Here is a 13,337-nt window from a genome sequence, read left to right as displayed (position 1 = left end):
CGCTGATGTCAGCAGGCAAAAACGAAAAAAAGTCATTGATAAAATGGCGGCTGTTATGATTTTGCAAGGATATCTTGACAGTTTAAATTAAAGCCAGAGGTGAAGGAAATGGAACACGGCGAAAAAAATATTACAATTGTTGACGATCAAGGAAATGAACAGCTTTGTGAAGTGCTGTTTACATTTGAAAACGAAGAGTTTGACAAGTCTTATGTGTTGTACTACCCAATCGAAACAAAAGATGATGAAGAAGTAGAAATTCTTGCTTCCAGCTTCACGCCAAACGAAGACGGTGAAAACGGTGAGCTATTCCCGATCGAAACTGACGAAGAATGGGATATGATCGAAGAAACACTAAACACGTTCTTAGCGGACGAAGACGAAGAATAAAACACCGCGCCAAACCAAAGCCGGAGCCATACTGCTCCGGCTTTTTTCTGCTGTATCAAGGCCCCTTTCCACCTTTTTTTGTAATAAATTGCCGAAATACAATGAATCATGTAGTATAAGAGCTGATGGGAGGAGACCTAATGTATATCAATCAGCAAAAAAAATCATTTTTCAATAAAAAAAGAATCATACTGTCTTCCATTATTGTGCTGCTTCTCATCATTGGCGGGGCATTTTTATATGGGAAATCATTGCTTGAACCTGTAGAAAAAGACAGTAAAACGACAGTTAACATTCACATTCCGAGCGGCTCGTCTGTTTCGTCCATCGCATCGATATTAAAGAAAAACGATGTCATAAAAAGCGAGAAGGCTTTTCAGTATTACGTGAAATATAAAGGCGCTTCCGGGTTTCAGGCGGGATTCTACCATCTGAATAAAGGAATGGATTTGGATGAGATAATTCATAAGCTGACAAGCGGGGCCACAAGCTATGCCTTTCAAATTACCGTGACTGAGGGAGCACAGCTGACACAAATCGCGGCCGCTATTGCTGATGAAACGAAATACTCTAAAAAACAAATCATAGCGAAGCTGGACGATGAAACATTTATCAATCAGCTGAAGAAAGAATTCCCGGACACTGTGACAAACGATGTTTTCAATAAAAACATTAAGCATCCGCTGGAAGGGTACCTGTTCCCGGCTACATACCCTTTTGACGATCCGGACACGTCACTTGAAGACATTATCACGGCAATGATCAAACAGACAAATTCTTACGTGGAAACATACAAATCAGAAATGAAGAAAAATAAACTATCTGTGCATAAGCTGCTGACGATGGCTTCTCTGATTGAAGAAGAAGCGACTGAAAAAGCCGACCGCCATAAAATTGCGAGCGTCTTTTATAACCGCCTGAAGAAGAAAATGCCGCTCCAAACAGATCCGACCGTGCTGTACGCGGCAGGCAAGCATAAAGATCGGGTACTTTATAAGGATCTGGAAATCGATTCACCGTACAATACGTACAAAAACACAGGACTGACGCCAGGGCCGATTGCCAATGCTGGCATGTCGTCATGGGAAGCGGCGCTGCATCCAGATCAAACGGACTATCTGTACTTCTTGGCCAAATCAAATGGTGAGGTCGTATTTACAAAAACGCTAAAAGAGCATAATAAAGCAAAAGAAAAATACATTACCTCAAAAAATGAGAAATAAAAGGAGAGCAAAAAGCTCTCCTTTTATTCGCTTTCCGCAAGGTTTTATGATAAAATATATCGGGTTGTTTACCGATGTATCATGATGTATTCAGAGAGTGTCCTGTGTAAAAAGACTGGGGCACTCCTTTTTAGAACGGAGCTGTTTGTTGTGACTGACCGGTATGAACAAATAAATGACTATATAGAAGCATTATTGAAGCCTCGGCCGGAAAACGTGAAGAAGCTTGAAGCATATGCAGAAGAACATCATGTCCCGATCATGGAAAAAGCGGGCATGGAGGTGCTGCTTCAAATTTTGTCTGTGAAACAGCCGAAAAAAATACTAGAAATCGGAACGGCCATTGGTTATTCCGCCATTCGAATGGCGCTGGAGCTGCCGTCTGCTGAAATATATACAATTGAACGCAATGAGAAACGGCATGAAGAAGCGGTAAACAATATCAAGGAATTTCAGCTTGATGACCGGATTCATGTTTTTTACGGAGACGCGCTTGAATTAGCCGACGCCGTTCATGTAACCGCGCCTTACGATGTCATTTTTATTGACGCTGCAAAAGGTCAGTATCAAAACTTTTTTCATTTATATGAACCGATGCTTTCACCGGACGGGGTGATTTTAACAGACAACGTGCTGTTTAAAGGTCTGGTGGCAGAGGATTACAGCAAAATAGAACCGAAAAGAAGGCGCAGGCTGGTAACAAAAATTGATGAATATAATCATTGGCTGATGAATCATCCCGATTATCAAACTGCGATTATTCCTGTCGGGGACGGACTTGCGATTAGTAAAAAGAAGAGGTGAACGTCATGAAAAAACCAGAGCTCTTAGTGACGCCGACGAGTACGGCGGACATTTTGCCGCTGATACAGGCGGGAGCAACTGCGTTTTTAGTTGGGGAACAGAGATACGGCTTGAGATTAGCCGGAGAATTTTCTCGTGAAGATGTAACAAAAGCCGTAGAGATTGCTCACAAAGAAGGGGCAAAAGTATACGTTGCTGTAAATGCAATTTTCCATAACGATAAAGTAGGTGAGCTTGGCGAATATCTGGCTTTCTTAGCGGAAACCGGTGTCGATGCAGCGGTATTCGGCGATCCTGCCGTGCTTATGGCTGCTCGTGAATCTGCGCCTGACCTGAAGCTTCATTGGAGCACAGAAACGACAGGCACCAACTACTATACATGCAACTACTGGGGACGAAAAGGCGCGGCGCGTTCTGTGCTTGCCAGAGAGTTAAACATGGACAGCATTGTGGAGATTAAAGAAAACGCTGAAGTCGAAATTGAAATCCACGTGCATGGAATGACGTGCATGTTCCAATCGAAGCGTTCTTTGATTGGAAACTATTTTGAATACCAAGGCAAAGTCATGGACATTGAAGGAAAGAAAAAAGAATCGGGCATGTTCTTGCATGATAAAGAACGTGATAATAAATATCCGATTTTCGAAGATGAAAACGGCACGCACATCATGAGCCCGAACGATGTGTGCATCATTGATGAGCTTGAGGAATTGATTGATGCAGGCATTGATTCTTTCAAAATCGATGGTGTCCTGAAAACGCCTGAATACCTAATAGAAGTCACCAAAATGTACAGAGAAGCGATTGATCTGTGTGTGGAAAACCGTGACGAATATGAAGCGAAAAAAGAAGACTGGATTGAACGCATAGAAAGCATCCAGCCAGTTAACAGAAAAATCGATACCGGATTCTTCTTCAAAGAAACGGTTTATTAATCAAAAGGAGGTTAAGCTATGACTGCCGTAAATGATAAAATATCCACAATCGTCAATGGGAAGCGTGTGATTACAAAAAAGCCGGAGCTCCTCGCACCTGCGGGTAATCTTGAAAAGCTGAAAATCGCTGTTCATTACGGAGCGGACGCGGTCTTTATCGGAGGACAGGAATATGGGCTGCGTTCAAATGCCGATAACTTTACGATCGAAGAAATTGCAGAAGGCGTTGAATTCGCGAAACAATATGGCGCGAAGATCTACGTAACGACAAATATTTTCGCCCATAATGAAAACATGGACGGGCTTGAAGAATACTTGAAAGCACTTGGAGACGCCAACGTTGCCGGCATCATTGTGGCAGATCCGCTTATTATCGAAACATGCCGCAGAGTGGCGCCGAATGTTGAGGTTCACTTGAGCACACAGCAGTCTCTTTCAAACTGGAAGGCTGTCCAGTTCTGGAAGGAAGAAGGCCTTGACCGCGTCGTGCTGGCACGTGAAACAAGCGCTCTGGAAATCAGAGAAATGAAAGAAAAAGTAGATATCGAAATCGAATCCTTTATTCACGGCGCGATGTGTATCGCATATTCCGGCCGCTGTGTCCTGAGCAATCACATGACAGCGCGGGATTCCAATCGCGGAGGCTGCTGCCAGTCATGCCGCTGGGATTATGATCTTTATCAAACAGACGGTGCCAACGCCGTTGCTTTATATGGTGAAGAAGATGCGCCATTTGCGATGAGCCCGAAAGATTTGAAGCTGATTGAATCCATTCCAAAAATGATCGAAATGGGCATCGACAGCTTAAAGATTGAAGGTCGCATGAAATCAATTCACTATGTAGCAACAGTTGTCAGCGTATACCGCAAAGTCATTGACGCTTATTGCGCTGATCCGGATAACTTTGTGATTCAAAAAGAATGGCTTGAAGAGCTTGATAAGTGCGCCAACCGGGACACTGCGACAGCTTTCTTTGAAGGAACGCCAGGCTATGAAGAGCAAATGTTCGGTGAGCACGCCAAAAAAACGACGTTTGATTTTGTCGGCTTAGTGCTGAATTATGATGAAGACACACAAATGGTCACACTTCAGCAGCGCAATTTCTTCAAGAAAGGCGACGAAGTGGAATTTTTCGGTCCGGAAATCGAAAACTTTACACATACGATTGAAACCATTTGGGACGAAGACGGTAATGAGCTAGATGCTGCCCGCCATCCCCTGCAAATTGTCAAATTCAAACTAGACAAAAAGATTTATCCGAGCAACATGATGAGAAAGGGGAAGTAACACCCATGGGTAAGAATCCAGTAGTCATTGGAATCGCAGGAGGTTCCGGTTCAGGAAAAACGAGTGTCACACGGTCCATCTATGAACAATTTAAAGGGCACTCGATTTTAATGATCCAGCAAGACCTTTATTATAAAGACCAAAGCCATCTTCCATTTGAAGAAAGGCTCAACACAAACTATGATCATCCACTTGCGTTTGATAATGACTATTTAATCGAGCATATTCAAGATCTATTGAATTACCGCCCGATTGAAAAGCCGATTTACGACTATAAGCTTCACACACGTTCAGAAGAAACGGTTCACGTAGAGCCCAAGGATGTTATTATCCTTGAAGGCATTCTAGTTCTTGAAGACAAAAGGCTCCGTGATCTGATGGATATCAAGCTTTACGTTGATACAGACGCTGACTTGCGTATCATCAGACGGATTATGAGAGATATTAATGAGCGCGGCCGCTCTATTGACTCTGTCATTGAACAATATGTGTCAGTTGTCCGCCCGATGCATAACCAATTTGTCGAGCCGACGAAACGATACGCTGATATTATTATCCCGGAAGGCGGACAGAATCACGTCGCAATTGATCTGATGGTCACAAAAATCCAAACCATTCTTGAACAAAACGCGATTTTGTAATACCATAGCATAGACATAAATAACTCTGACCATATTATGTATAGGCAGGAAGGGGATGTGCAAATTCCCTTCTTTCCCTGTTTATAAACGCGAAATATTTGCAGAACGACAAGATTCAGTTTAAGATAAACAGTACCTATATGGGAGAGAAGAACGAGGACTGCCCTGTGTTCTCATTCTTGTATTTTTTAGTTTATGCTCTCATACATAATCGAAGATGTTGAGGGACAACCAGAAGGAGTGAAGGGACATGGCACAAGAGAAAGTTTTTCCTATGACTGAAGAAGGAAAACAAAAACTTGAACAAGAATTAGAATATTTGAAAACGGTTAAACGAAAAGAAGTAGTAGAACGCATCAAAATTGCGAGAAGTTTCGGAGACCTTTCCGAGAACTCTGAATACGATTCAGCGAAAGAAGAGCAGGCATTCGTAGAGGGTCGTGTGACGACTCTTGAAAATATGATCCGCAACGCGAAAATCATTGAAGATGACGGCGGCTCTAACGTTGTCGGTTTGGGTAAAACCGTCACTTTCGTCGAACTGCCTGACGGTGATGAAGAATCATATACAATCGTTGGAAGCGCTGAAGCTGATCCGTTTGAAGGGAAAATCTCAAACGATTCACCGATCGCAAAAAGCCTGCTGGGCAAAAAAGTAGATGAAGAAGTCACAGTTCAAACACCGGGTGGAGAAATGCTCGTGAAAATTGTGAAAATTTCATAATATCCGTTTAGCAAAGAAACACCTCGTCCACAATGTGGGTGAGGTGTTTTTTTATGAAGATATCGAAACGAATGAAGCTGGCAGTCATTGCTTTTTTGATCGTGTTTTTTCTGCTTCTGCTAAGGCTGGCGGAAATCCAGCTGTTTTTCACAGAATCATTTTCAAAAAAGAAAATCAATTTGATCCAGGAAAGCGTGAAACAGCGGACGGAGGAAGTGCTCATTTCTGACGGAAGAGGCTCCTTTTTAGATCGAAACGGGCAGGCGCTGACCGGCCAAAGCGAGCCTGCGGTTGTTTTGTTTCCTTTTCTGCTGACGCAGGATTGGCCGATCAAAAAGGTTGCGGACATCCTCGGCATGTCTGAAGATGAACTGCACCAGACACTCGCAAAAGCGAAAAAACCGGTCATTTTGCAACAAAAGAAAATCAAAACACTTTCGAAACAATCCATCACAAAAATCAATTCTTTGAAATATCCCGGCGTTTACGGCGTATATATGGAGAATGAAGACAAGCCCAGCCTTGCTTCACATACAATAGGGAGCACGAATCAAGATCCGGCGCTTCTCCGCAAGAAATATCCTGATATGGAGAACCTTCCGATTACAACAAAAATCGGTACAACCGGTTTAGAACGGACATTTGATGAGTTTTTGCTTCCGGAACAAGACACAAAGCTTTTATATCATGTGGACGGAAAAGGAAACCCTTTGTTTGGCATGGACGTCAAATATACAGCTGAAGCCAATACATTTTATCCGCTCCAGATCAAAACAACGATCGATCAAAGCATTCAAAAAGCGATGGAGGAGGTATTGGATGAACAGGGGCTGAAAAAAGGAGGAGCTGTGCTGCTGGACATCGAAAATAGCAGCGTTCTGGGAATTGTAAGCAAACCGGATGCCGATGTCTCACGGCAAAACACGCTTCAAAATTATATGCTGACGCCAATCTATCCCGGTTCTGTTTTTAAAACAGTCATTGCCGCAGCTGCGATCGAAAATGATACGGTGAAGCCGAGCCAAACCTTTAATTGTAATTTAAACCTGTACGGAGAACCGGGCGACGACAAAGGAACCTTGTCTTTTGATGAAAGTTTTGCCCAAAGCTGCAATTACACATTTACGAGTCTTGCAGAACAATTAATGAAAAAAGACAGCTCGGTTATTGAAGACATGTCCGAAAAGCTGGCTCTCACTGATCGGGCAGGCTGGGAAGGAAAACTGTATCACGAAACAGATTTCCGCCAGTTGTATAACGAAAAAAGCGGCGTAATTTGGGGGGATGAAAAAGACAAATCAGTCAAAAAAGCCATTGCGCAAACAGCGATCGGGCAGAAAAATGTAAGGGTAACGCCACTCGAGGTAGCCAATATGATGGCGACAATCGCCCGCGGCGGAGACAAGCGGCAGGTGAAAATCGCTGAACAAATTGAATATAAAAACGGCACAACACTCGTTAAGTTTAAAGATCAAAAGCTCAAAGGAGAAACGATAGATAAATATACGGCACAGCAGCTTCAAAAAATGCTGCGGCGGGTGGTGGAATCTCCTTCCGGAACGGGCAGAAGGTTTCAGGATCTTCCGTATACTGTAGCAGGGAAGTCAGGCACAGCCCAGACAGGCAAGCTTTCAAAGGAGAAAGAAACGCTCTATGAAAAATGGTTTGCCGGATATTTTCCGGCGGATAAGCCGAAATACGCTCTTGTCGTTTTACACATGGATACGCCGGGGGATAAGGCTCTGACAAATTCGGTGTTTTATGATATTGTTAAAAAAGTACACGAAATTGAAATCAATAAGAAATAGAACAACTTCTCAGCACATGGTAAAATATATGCTGAGCCAAGAGGGATAAAGGAGTGCAGAATTATTGAGCAATAATCAATCTCGTTATGAAAACCGTGATAAGCGCAGGAAAGCTAATTTAGTGCTTAACATTTTAATCGCAATCGTATCCATACTAATTGTCGTAGTAGCAGCTAATCTCTTCATTAACAGTCCTTCTAGCAAAGATGTCAGCAAGGATTCTGAAACAGCGCAAAAACAGGAATCTCCGGCTTCAGGAAAGACGGAAAAGAAATCGGACGAAGATATAAAAGACAGCAAGAAAGATACATCTGACAGCGAAAAGGATTCTGAGAAATCTTCTGACTCAGATTCCAAAAAAGATGATTCTTCTTCTAAAAGTGATGATTCTGATTCAGACTCAAGCTCAGATTCAGATGACCCGCTTAAAGACGCAAAAGTTACTGAAGGCGGCTCATCAAGCGACGTTGAAAAAACGTATGAAAATCCTGACTGGAAAGCAGTCGGAACTGAGCAGACGGGCGAGCACGCAGCCACTTATGACTCAAGCTCACAAGACTGGGCTGAGATGCTAAAAGCCATTTCATATGCAACTGGTGTTTCAACAGATCACATGACGGTGCTCTGGCTCGGAAACAACGGCAGCCCTCAGGATGCCAAAGGCAAGATTTTAGACAAGACGACTGGGGATAAATATCAAGTCACGATTACATGGGTTGATGAAAAAGGCTGGAAGCCGACAAAAGTAGAAAAACTAAAATAAACAAAAGCAGCCGGTTAAGAGCCGGCTGCTTTTGTTTTAGGCCTCAGCTGCGAAATGAACAACCGCGCTGTACAATATTCTTCCGTCTGCCACAGCAGTTTGGTGTGATACAGATTTCACCCGGAGCATGATGGCTTTATTGTTTTCAATTTGTGTATTGATTTTCTTTTCAAGCTCCTGCAATGAAGCCGCTTCGAAAAATTCCACTTTGTCTTTTATCAAATCTAATTGAAAATTCATCTCTCGACCCTCCAGCTTTCACAAGTCATATGAAGTATAAGCTTTTTTGCGTTAAACGCGCAATATAGATGGCATAAAATACACAAAGTGTTTTAGTACCTGCTTTCCAGAAGATGTGGTATTATAGGAACTGTTCCATCATTAATTCATAGTATGCATATAGGAATTATAAAATATGGAGTGTGACAAATATGGGGCGTGAATTTATCCCTCTCTTTGAAGATTGGGCAGCAACTTATGACCAAACAGTACAAGGTTTTGATATTCAGTATAAAGAAGCGTTCAGAGGCTACGATGATATCCTTGATGCCATCGTCAGCAGGTCTGGAACGCATGTGTTAGAATTTGGCCCGGGAACGGGGAATTTGACAGCCAAGCTGCTGGAGGCGGGCAAATCTGTATTTGGAATTGAACCGTCTCCCGCAATGCGCAAATTGGCTTCTGACAAGCTTTCAGGCAGGGCGGAAATCGTTGACGGAGACTTCCTGGCATTTCCTGAACCGCCATTTCATGCTGACACAATTGTCAGTTCATATGCTTTTCATCACTTGACCGACGAAGAAAAGCGGGCTGCCATAAAGCAATATGGCAAATACCTTCACTTGCATGATAGAATAGTGTTTGCCGATACCGTCTTTGAAGATGTGCAAGCATATCAACAGGCTATTGATAAAGCCCGTTCTCAAGGCTTCTATCAGCTGGCAAATGATTTAGAGACGGAGCATTATCCTACATTGGATGCGTTGAAAGCGATGTTTACAGCTGAAGGTTTTGCAGTCCAATTCACTCAGCAAAACGACTTCGTGTGGATAATGGAGGCGATCAAACGGTAAAGTGAAGGGAATGTGAATAGATGAAACTAGCAGTCATCGGAGCAATGGAAGAGGAAGTTACCATCCTAAGAAGCAAACTTGAAAATGCAAAAACAGAAACAATCGCACACTGTGAATTTACAACAGGCGAATATGAAGGAACCGAAGTGATTCTTTTAAAATCAGGAATTGGAAAAGTAAATGCTGCCATCAGCACAACGCTTCTGCTTGACCGTTACAAGCCTGATTATGTCATTAACACAGGCTCAGCGGGCGGATTTCATCATACACTGAATGTAGGAGACGTCGTTATTTCTACTGATGTTCGCCACCATGATGTAGATGTAACAGCCTTTGATTATGAATACGGTCAGGTTCCGGGTCTTCCTGCTGCTTATGCGGCAGATGAAAAGCTGATCAGCATCACTGAAGAAGCAATTTCTGAACTAGACGGCATTCAGGTCGCAAAAGGAACGATCGCAACAGGCGATTCTTTCATGAACGATCCAAAGCGGGTTGAAGAGGTGCGTGCGAGATTTTCTGATCTGTACGCGGTTGAAATGGAGGCTGCGGCAGTAGCTCAAGTGTGCCATCAATTTAAAACGCCGTTTGTCGTCATCAGAGCGTTATCTGATATCGCAGGAAAAGAATCACATGTATCATTTGACCAATTTTTAGAGCAGGCGGCTGTCAATTCAACAGAGCTTGTGTTAAAAGTGATCAAACGAATTCATTAAAAACGGGGGAGAATTCTCCTCCGTTTTCCCTAAAAACAACCTCAATCAAGGAGGAGGACATATATGACTGTTATTACGGACATTACCGAGCTGATTGGGAACACACCGCTTCTCCGCCTGAAGAACTTTGATGTCCCTGAAGGAGTCGCAGTGTATGCCAAGCTTGAAATGATGAATCCCGGTGGAAGCATCAAAGACAGACTGGGAGATATGCTGATCCGTGACGCCCTGGAGTCGGGAAAGGTGAAGCCCGGCGGAGTGATTATAGAAGCCACGGCAGGCAATACAGGGATCGGCCTTGCGCTGAGTGCCAGAAAATATGGGTTAAAAGCGATTTTCTGTGTCCCTGAACATTTCAGCACAGAGAAGCAGCAAATTATGCAAGCGCTTGGATCATCAATTATCCATACACCGCGTCAAGACGGAATGCAGGGAGCCATTCAAAAAGCCATTCAGCTGGAGACAGAAATTGAAAATTCTTATTGCGTTTTGCAATTTAAAAACCAAGTAAATCCATCGACTTACTACAAGACGCTTGGACCTGAAATATGGGAAGCGCTTGACGGCAATATTCATACGTTTGTCGCAGGGGCAGGATCAGGGGGCACATTCGCAGGAACTGCTTCCTTCTTAAAAGAAAAACATCCAGCAGTCAAAACAGTGATTGTTGAACCAGAGGGCTCCATTTTAAATGGCGGAGAGCCACACGCTCATAAAACAGAAGGCATCGGCATGGAGTTCATCCCCGATTATATGAATGAGAGCCATTTTGATGAGATCTACACCGTAACAGATGAGAATGCGTTTAGACTTGTGAAAGAAGCGGCAGAAAAAGAAGGTCTGCTGATCGGAAGCTCTTCAGGTGCAGCGCTTTATGCAGCATTGGAGGAAGCGAAAAAAGCATCCGCAGGAACAAACATTGTCACCGTATTTCCTGACAGCAGTGATCGATATATCAGCAAACAAATATACGAAGGAGGCATCTGATATGAAGAAAAAAACATTGATGATTCATGGGGGAATCACAGGTGATGAGAAAACAGGCGCAGTGTCCGTGCCTATTTATCAAGTAAGCACGTACAAGCAGCCGAAAGCAGGGCAGCATACCGGCTATGAGTATTCAAGAACGGCCAATCCGACAAGGTCCGCTCTCGAAGCACTTGTGACAGAGCTGGAAGGCGGGGAAGCAGGCTATGCGTTCAGTTCTGGAATGGCTGCTATTACAGCGGTTATGATGCTGTTTAACAGCGGAGATCATGTCGTGTTGACTGATGATGTGTATGGCGGAACATACCGCGTGATGACAAAGGTACTTAATCGTCTTGGCATTGAATCAACATTTGTCGATACAAGCAGCAGAGAAGAAGTTGAAAAAGCGATTCGCCCAAACACAAAAGCCATTTATATTGAGACACCGACAAACCCGCTGCTCAAAATCACCGACTTGGCGCTCATGGCTGATATCGCAAAAAAAGCGGGTGTTCTGCTTATCGTCGACAATACCTTTAACACTCCTTATTTTCAGCAGCCGCTTACTTTAGGAGCTGATATCGTGCTTCACAGTGCGACAAAATATCTTGGCGGACACAGTGACGTCGTCGGCGGTTTAGTTGTGACAGCTTCGAAAGAGCTTGGAGAAGAGCTGCATTTTGTGCAAAACTCCACAGGCGGCGTCCTTGGCCCTCAAGATTCCTGGCTGTTAATGAGAGGAATCAAAACATTGGGACTCAGAATGGAAGCGATCGATCAAAATGCGCGGAAAATCGCAAGTTTTCTGGAGAATCATCCTGGTGTCCAAACGTTATATTATCCTGGTTCTTCAAATCATCCCGGACATGAGCTGGCAAAAACACAAGGGTCTGGCTTCGGTGGCATGATCTCCTTTGATATCGGCAGTGAAGAGCGGGTTGATGCATTTTTAGGGAATCTGAAACTGTTTACCATTGCTGAAAGCCTGGGCGCGGTAGAAAGCTTAATTTCTGTTCCGGCAAGAATGACACATGCCTCTATTCCGAGAGAGCGCAGGCTTGAATTAGGCATTACGGACGGATTGATTAGAATTTCTGTAGGAATTGAAGATGCGGAGGATTTGCTGGAAGATATTGAGCAGGCGCTTGAAAATATATAACAAATGGATAGAATTACTTTCTCTGTAAGCTGCCAGATTATATTATAATAGTCGTATACTATGAATCTGGCAGGTGATTCTTTTGAATAAAAATAGAATGAAATCTTTAAAAGAAGACTACAAGCATTTTGCTTTTACATTGCTTGCAGTCAGCACTTTTTTATATATAGGCGCAGTTCTTCCCGATCAAGGCTTAACGTTAGGCCAGAAATCGATGATGTTTTTGGCGGATTGCGTGTTTTTAGCAGGTGCCTTCTTTTGCGTTGATCGTTCATTGATTTACAAGAAGCGTTTGGAAGAAGCCGACGAATAAAAAACAGCCATCAACTCAGCGATGGCTGTTTTTTTATTATTTTTCTTGGAGTTCTTTTCCCATGCCTTTTAAAAACTGAAGGCCGAAGCCGACGGCTCTGTTGATATCAGGATCGTTCATGGCTTTTAAAAGGTCAAGAATTCCCACTTTCTTGTCTTCTTTTAAAAAGCTTTGCGCCTGTTCAGTTCCAGCCATCACGCTTTCTAAAAGCTTTCCTGTGAACTCAGGATCTGCTTTTGTTAATGCGCCTCCGGCGGCCATCATCGTGTTGATGAGATTGGTGACAGGCTCACGCGAAACCTGGCCAAGCGCAATCTTGGCGATGTCTTCTTTCGCTCTCAGCATGCTTGTTGCCGCGTCAAAAATTCCAAGTTCATTCAGTTCATTCATTAACGTCATCGTTTTAGAGACGGCATCTTCATTTTCCGCCAGCAGCTCTTTCAGCTCTTCTATTTTTTCAAGCTTGATTTGTTCTGCTGTTTTTGTTTCTTTTTTGATCGTCGTAATCGGAGTGGCCATTCGTTTTCCTCCT

17 protein-coding genes are annotated in these 13,337 nt (G+C 43.4%); 15 read left to right on the top strand and 2 right to left on the bottom strand.

The window, feature by feature from the left end:
- From ruvX to RAC86_RS12805, 10 genes are all read left to right on the top strand, one after another.
- A partial coding sequence (gene ruvX, locus RAC86_RS12850) for a Holliday junction resolvase RuvX (protein ID WP_377885416.1) occupies positions 1 to 91 on the top strand: 91 nt, incomplete at its 5' end.
- A gap of 17 nt (positions 92 to 108) precedes the next feature.
- Positions 109 to 390 (top strand): DUF1292 domain-containing protein, encoded by a 282-nt coding sequence (locus RAC86_RS12845; RefSeq protein ID WP_003237470.1) that lies wholly within the window; start codon positions 109 to 111, stop codon positions 388 to 390.
- Between the two features lie 140 nt (positions 391 to 530).
- A complete protein-coding gene (gene mltG, locus RAC86_RS12840; protein WP_072182147.1) occupies positions 531 to 1,613 on the top strand; it encodes an endolytic transglycosylase MltG in 1,083 nt (360 codons plus the stop codon).
- Positions 1,614 to 1,763: 150 nt separating this feature from the next.
- Positions 1,764 to 2,417 carry an O-methyltransferase gene (locus RAC86_RS12835; protein ID WP_014114600.1) on the top strand — a complete coding sequence of 218 codons (654 nt, stop codon included), beginning with the start codon at positions 1,764 to 1,766 and terminating at the stop codon, positions 2,415 to 2,417.
- A 5-nt stretch (positions 2,418 to 2,422) separates the two neighbouring features.
- Complete coding sequence (locus RAC86_RS12830; RefSeq protein ID WP_003237465.1) at positions 2,423 to 3,352, top strand: peptidase U32 family protein; 930 nt, start codon at positions 2,423 to 2,425, stop codon at positions 3,350 to 3,352.
- A gap of 18 nt (positions 3,353 to 3,370) precedes the next feature.
- Positions 3,371 to 4,639 carry a peptidase U32 family protein gene (locus RAC86_RS12825; RefSeq protein WP_014114598.1) on the top strand — a complete coding sequence of 423 codons (1,269 nt, stop codon included), beginning with the start codon at positions 3,371 to 3,373 and terminating at the stop codon, positions 4,637 to 4,639.
- A 5-nt stretch (positions 4,640 to 4,644) separates the two neighbouring features.
- Entirely contained in the window at positions 4,645 to 5,280 is a 636-nt protein-coding gene (udk, locus tag RAC86_RS12820; protein ID WP_003225916.1) for a uridine kinase, read from the top strand.
- Positions 5,281 to 5,530: 250 nt separating this feature from the next.
- Complete coding sequence (gene greA / locus RAC86_RS12815) at positions 5,531 to 6,004, top strand: transcription elongation factor GreA (RefSeq protein WP_003225918.1); 474 nt, start codon at positions 5,531 to 5,533, stop codon at positions 6,002 to 6,004.
- A 53-nt stretch (positions 6,005 to 6,057) separates the two neighbouring features.
- On the top strand, positions 6,058 to 7,812 hold the full coding sequence (locus RAC86_RS12810; protein WP_061186657.1) for a peptidoglycan D,D-transpeptidase FtsI family protein: 1,755 nt from the start codon (positions 6,058 to 6,060) through the stop codon (positions 7,810 to 7,812).
- Positions 7,813 to 7,876: 64 nt separating this feature from the next.
- A complete protein-coding gene (locus RAC86_RS12805) occupies positions 7,877 to 8,575 on the top strand; it encodes a YrrS family protein (protein ID WP_003225922.1) in 699 nt (232 codons plus the stop codon).
- A gap of 36 nt (positions 8,576 to 8,611) precedes the next feature.
- On the opposite strand, the gene RAC86_RS12800 is transcribed toward RAC86_RS12805, so the two are convergent.
- The gene (locus RAC86_RS12800) at positions 8,612 to 8,815 is read right to left on the bottom strand and encodes a YrzA family protein (protein WP_003225924.1); all 204 of its coding nucleotides are present in this window, start codon (positions 8,813 to 8,815) and stop codon (positions 8,612 to 8,614) included.
- A gap of 191 nt (positions 8,816 to 9,006) precedes the next feature.
- Here RAC86_RS12800 and RAC86_RS12795 point away from each other — a divergent pair, with 191 nt between their 5' ends.
- From RAC86_RS12795 to RAC86_RS12775, 5 genes are all read left to right on the top strand, one after another.
- Complete coding sequence (locus RAC86_RS12795; protein ID WP_072566613.1) at positions 9,007 to 9,648, top strand: class I SAM-dependent DNA methyltransferase; 642 nt, start codon at positions 9,007 to 9,009, stop codon at positions 9,646 to 9,648.
- Positions 9,649 to 9,668: 20 nt separating this feature from the next.
- Positions 9,669 to 10,364, top strand: coding sequence for a 5'-methylthioadenosine/S-adenosylhomocysteine nucleosidase (gene mtnN, locus RAC86_RS12790; RefSeq protein WP_061186654.1), 696 nt, complete (start codon positions 9,669 to 9,671; stop codon positions 10,362 to 10,364).
- A 63-nt stretch (positions 10,365 to 10,427) separates the two neighbouring features.
- On the top strand, positions 10,428 to 11,351 hold the full coding sequence (locus RAC86_RS12785; RefSeq protein WP_072566612.1) for an O-acetylserine dependent cystathionine beta-synthase: 924 nt from the start codon (positions 10,428 to 10,430) through the stop codon (positions 11,349 to 11,351).
- Between the two features lies 1 nt (position 11,352).
- Positions 11,353 to 12,492 (top strand): bifunctional cystathionine gamma-lyase/homocysteine desulfhydrase, encoded by a 1,140-nt coding sequence (locus RAC86_RS12780; RefSeq protein ID WP_014114592.1) that lies wholly within the window; start codon positions 11,353 to 11,355, stop codon positions 12,490 to 12,492.
- Positions 12,493 to 12,574: 82 nt separating this feature from the next.
- Positions 12,575 to 12,805, top strand: a complete 231-nt coding sequence (locus tag RAC86_RS12775) for a YrhC family protein (protein ID WP_014114591.1) — start codon at positions 12,575 to 12,577, stop codon at positions 12,803 to 12,805.
- A gap of 36 nt (positions 12,806 to 12,841) precedes the next feature.
- On the opposite strand, the gene RAC86_RS12770 is transcribed toward RAC86_RS12775, so the two are convergent.
- A complete protein-coding gene (locus tag RAC86_RS12770) occupies positions 12,842 to 13,324 on the bottom strand; it encodes a helical membrane plugin domain-containing protein (protein WP_003225938.1) in 483 nt (160 codons plus the stop codon).
- Positions 13,325 to 13,337: the final 13 nt, after the last annotated feature.

The sequence above is a fragment of the Bacillus sp. LR_5 genome, from assembly GCF_042709275.1.
Note: the sequence above shows the minus strand (reverse complement) of the source record. Positions and strands in the feature narration are given on the sequence as shown.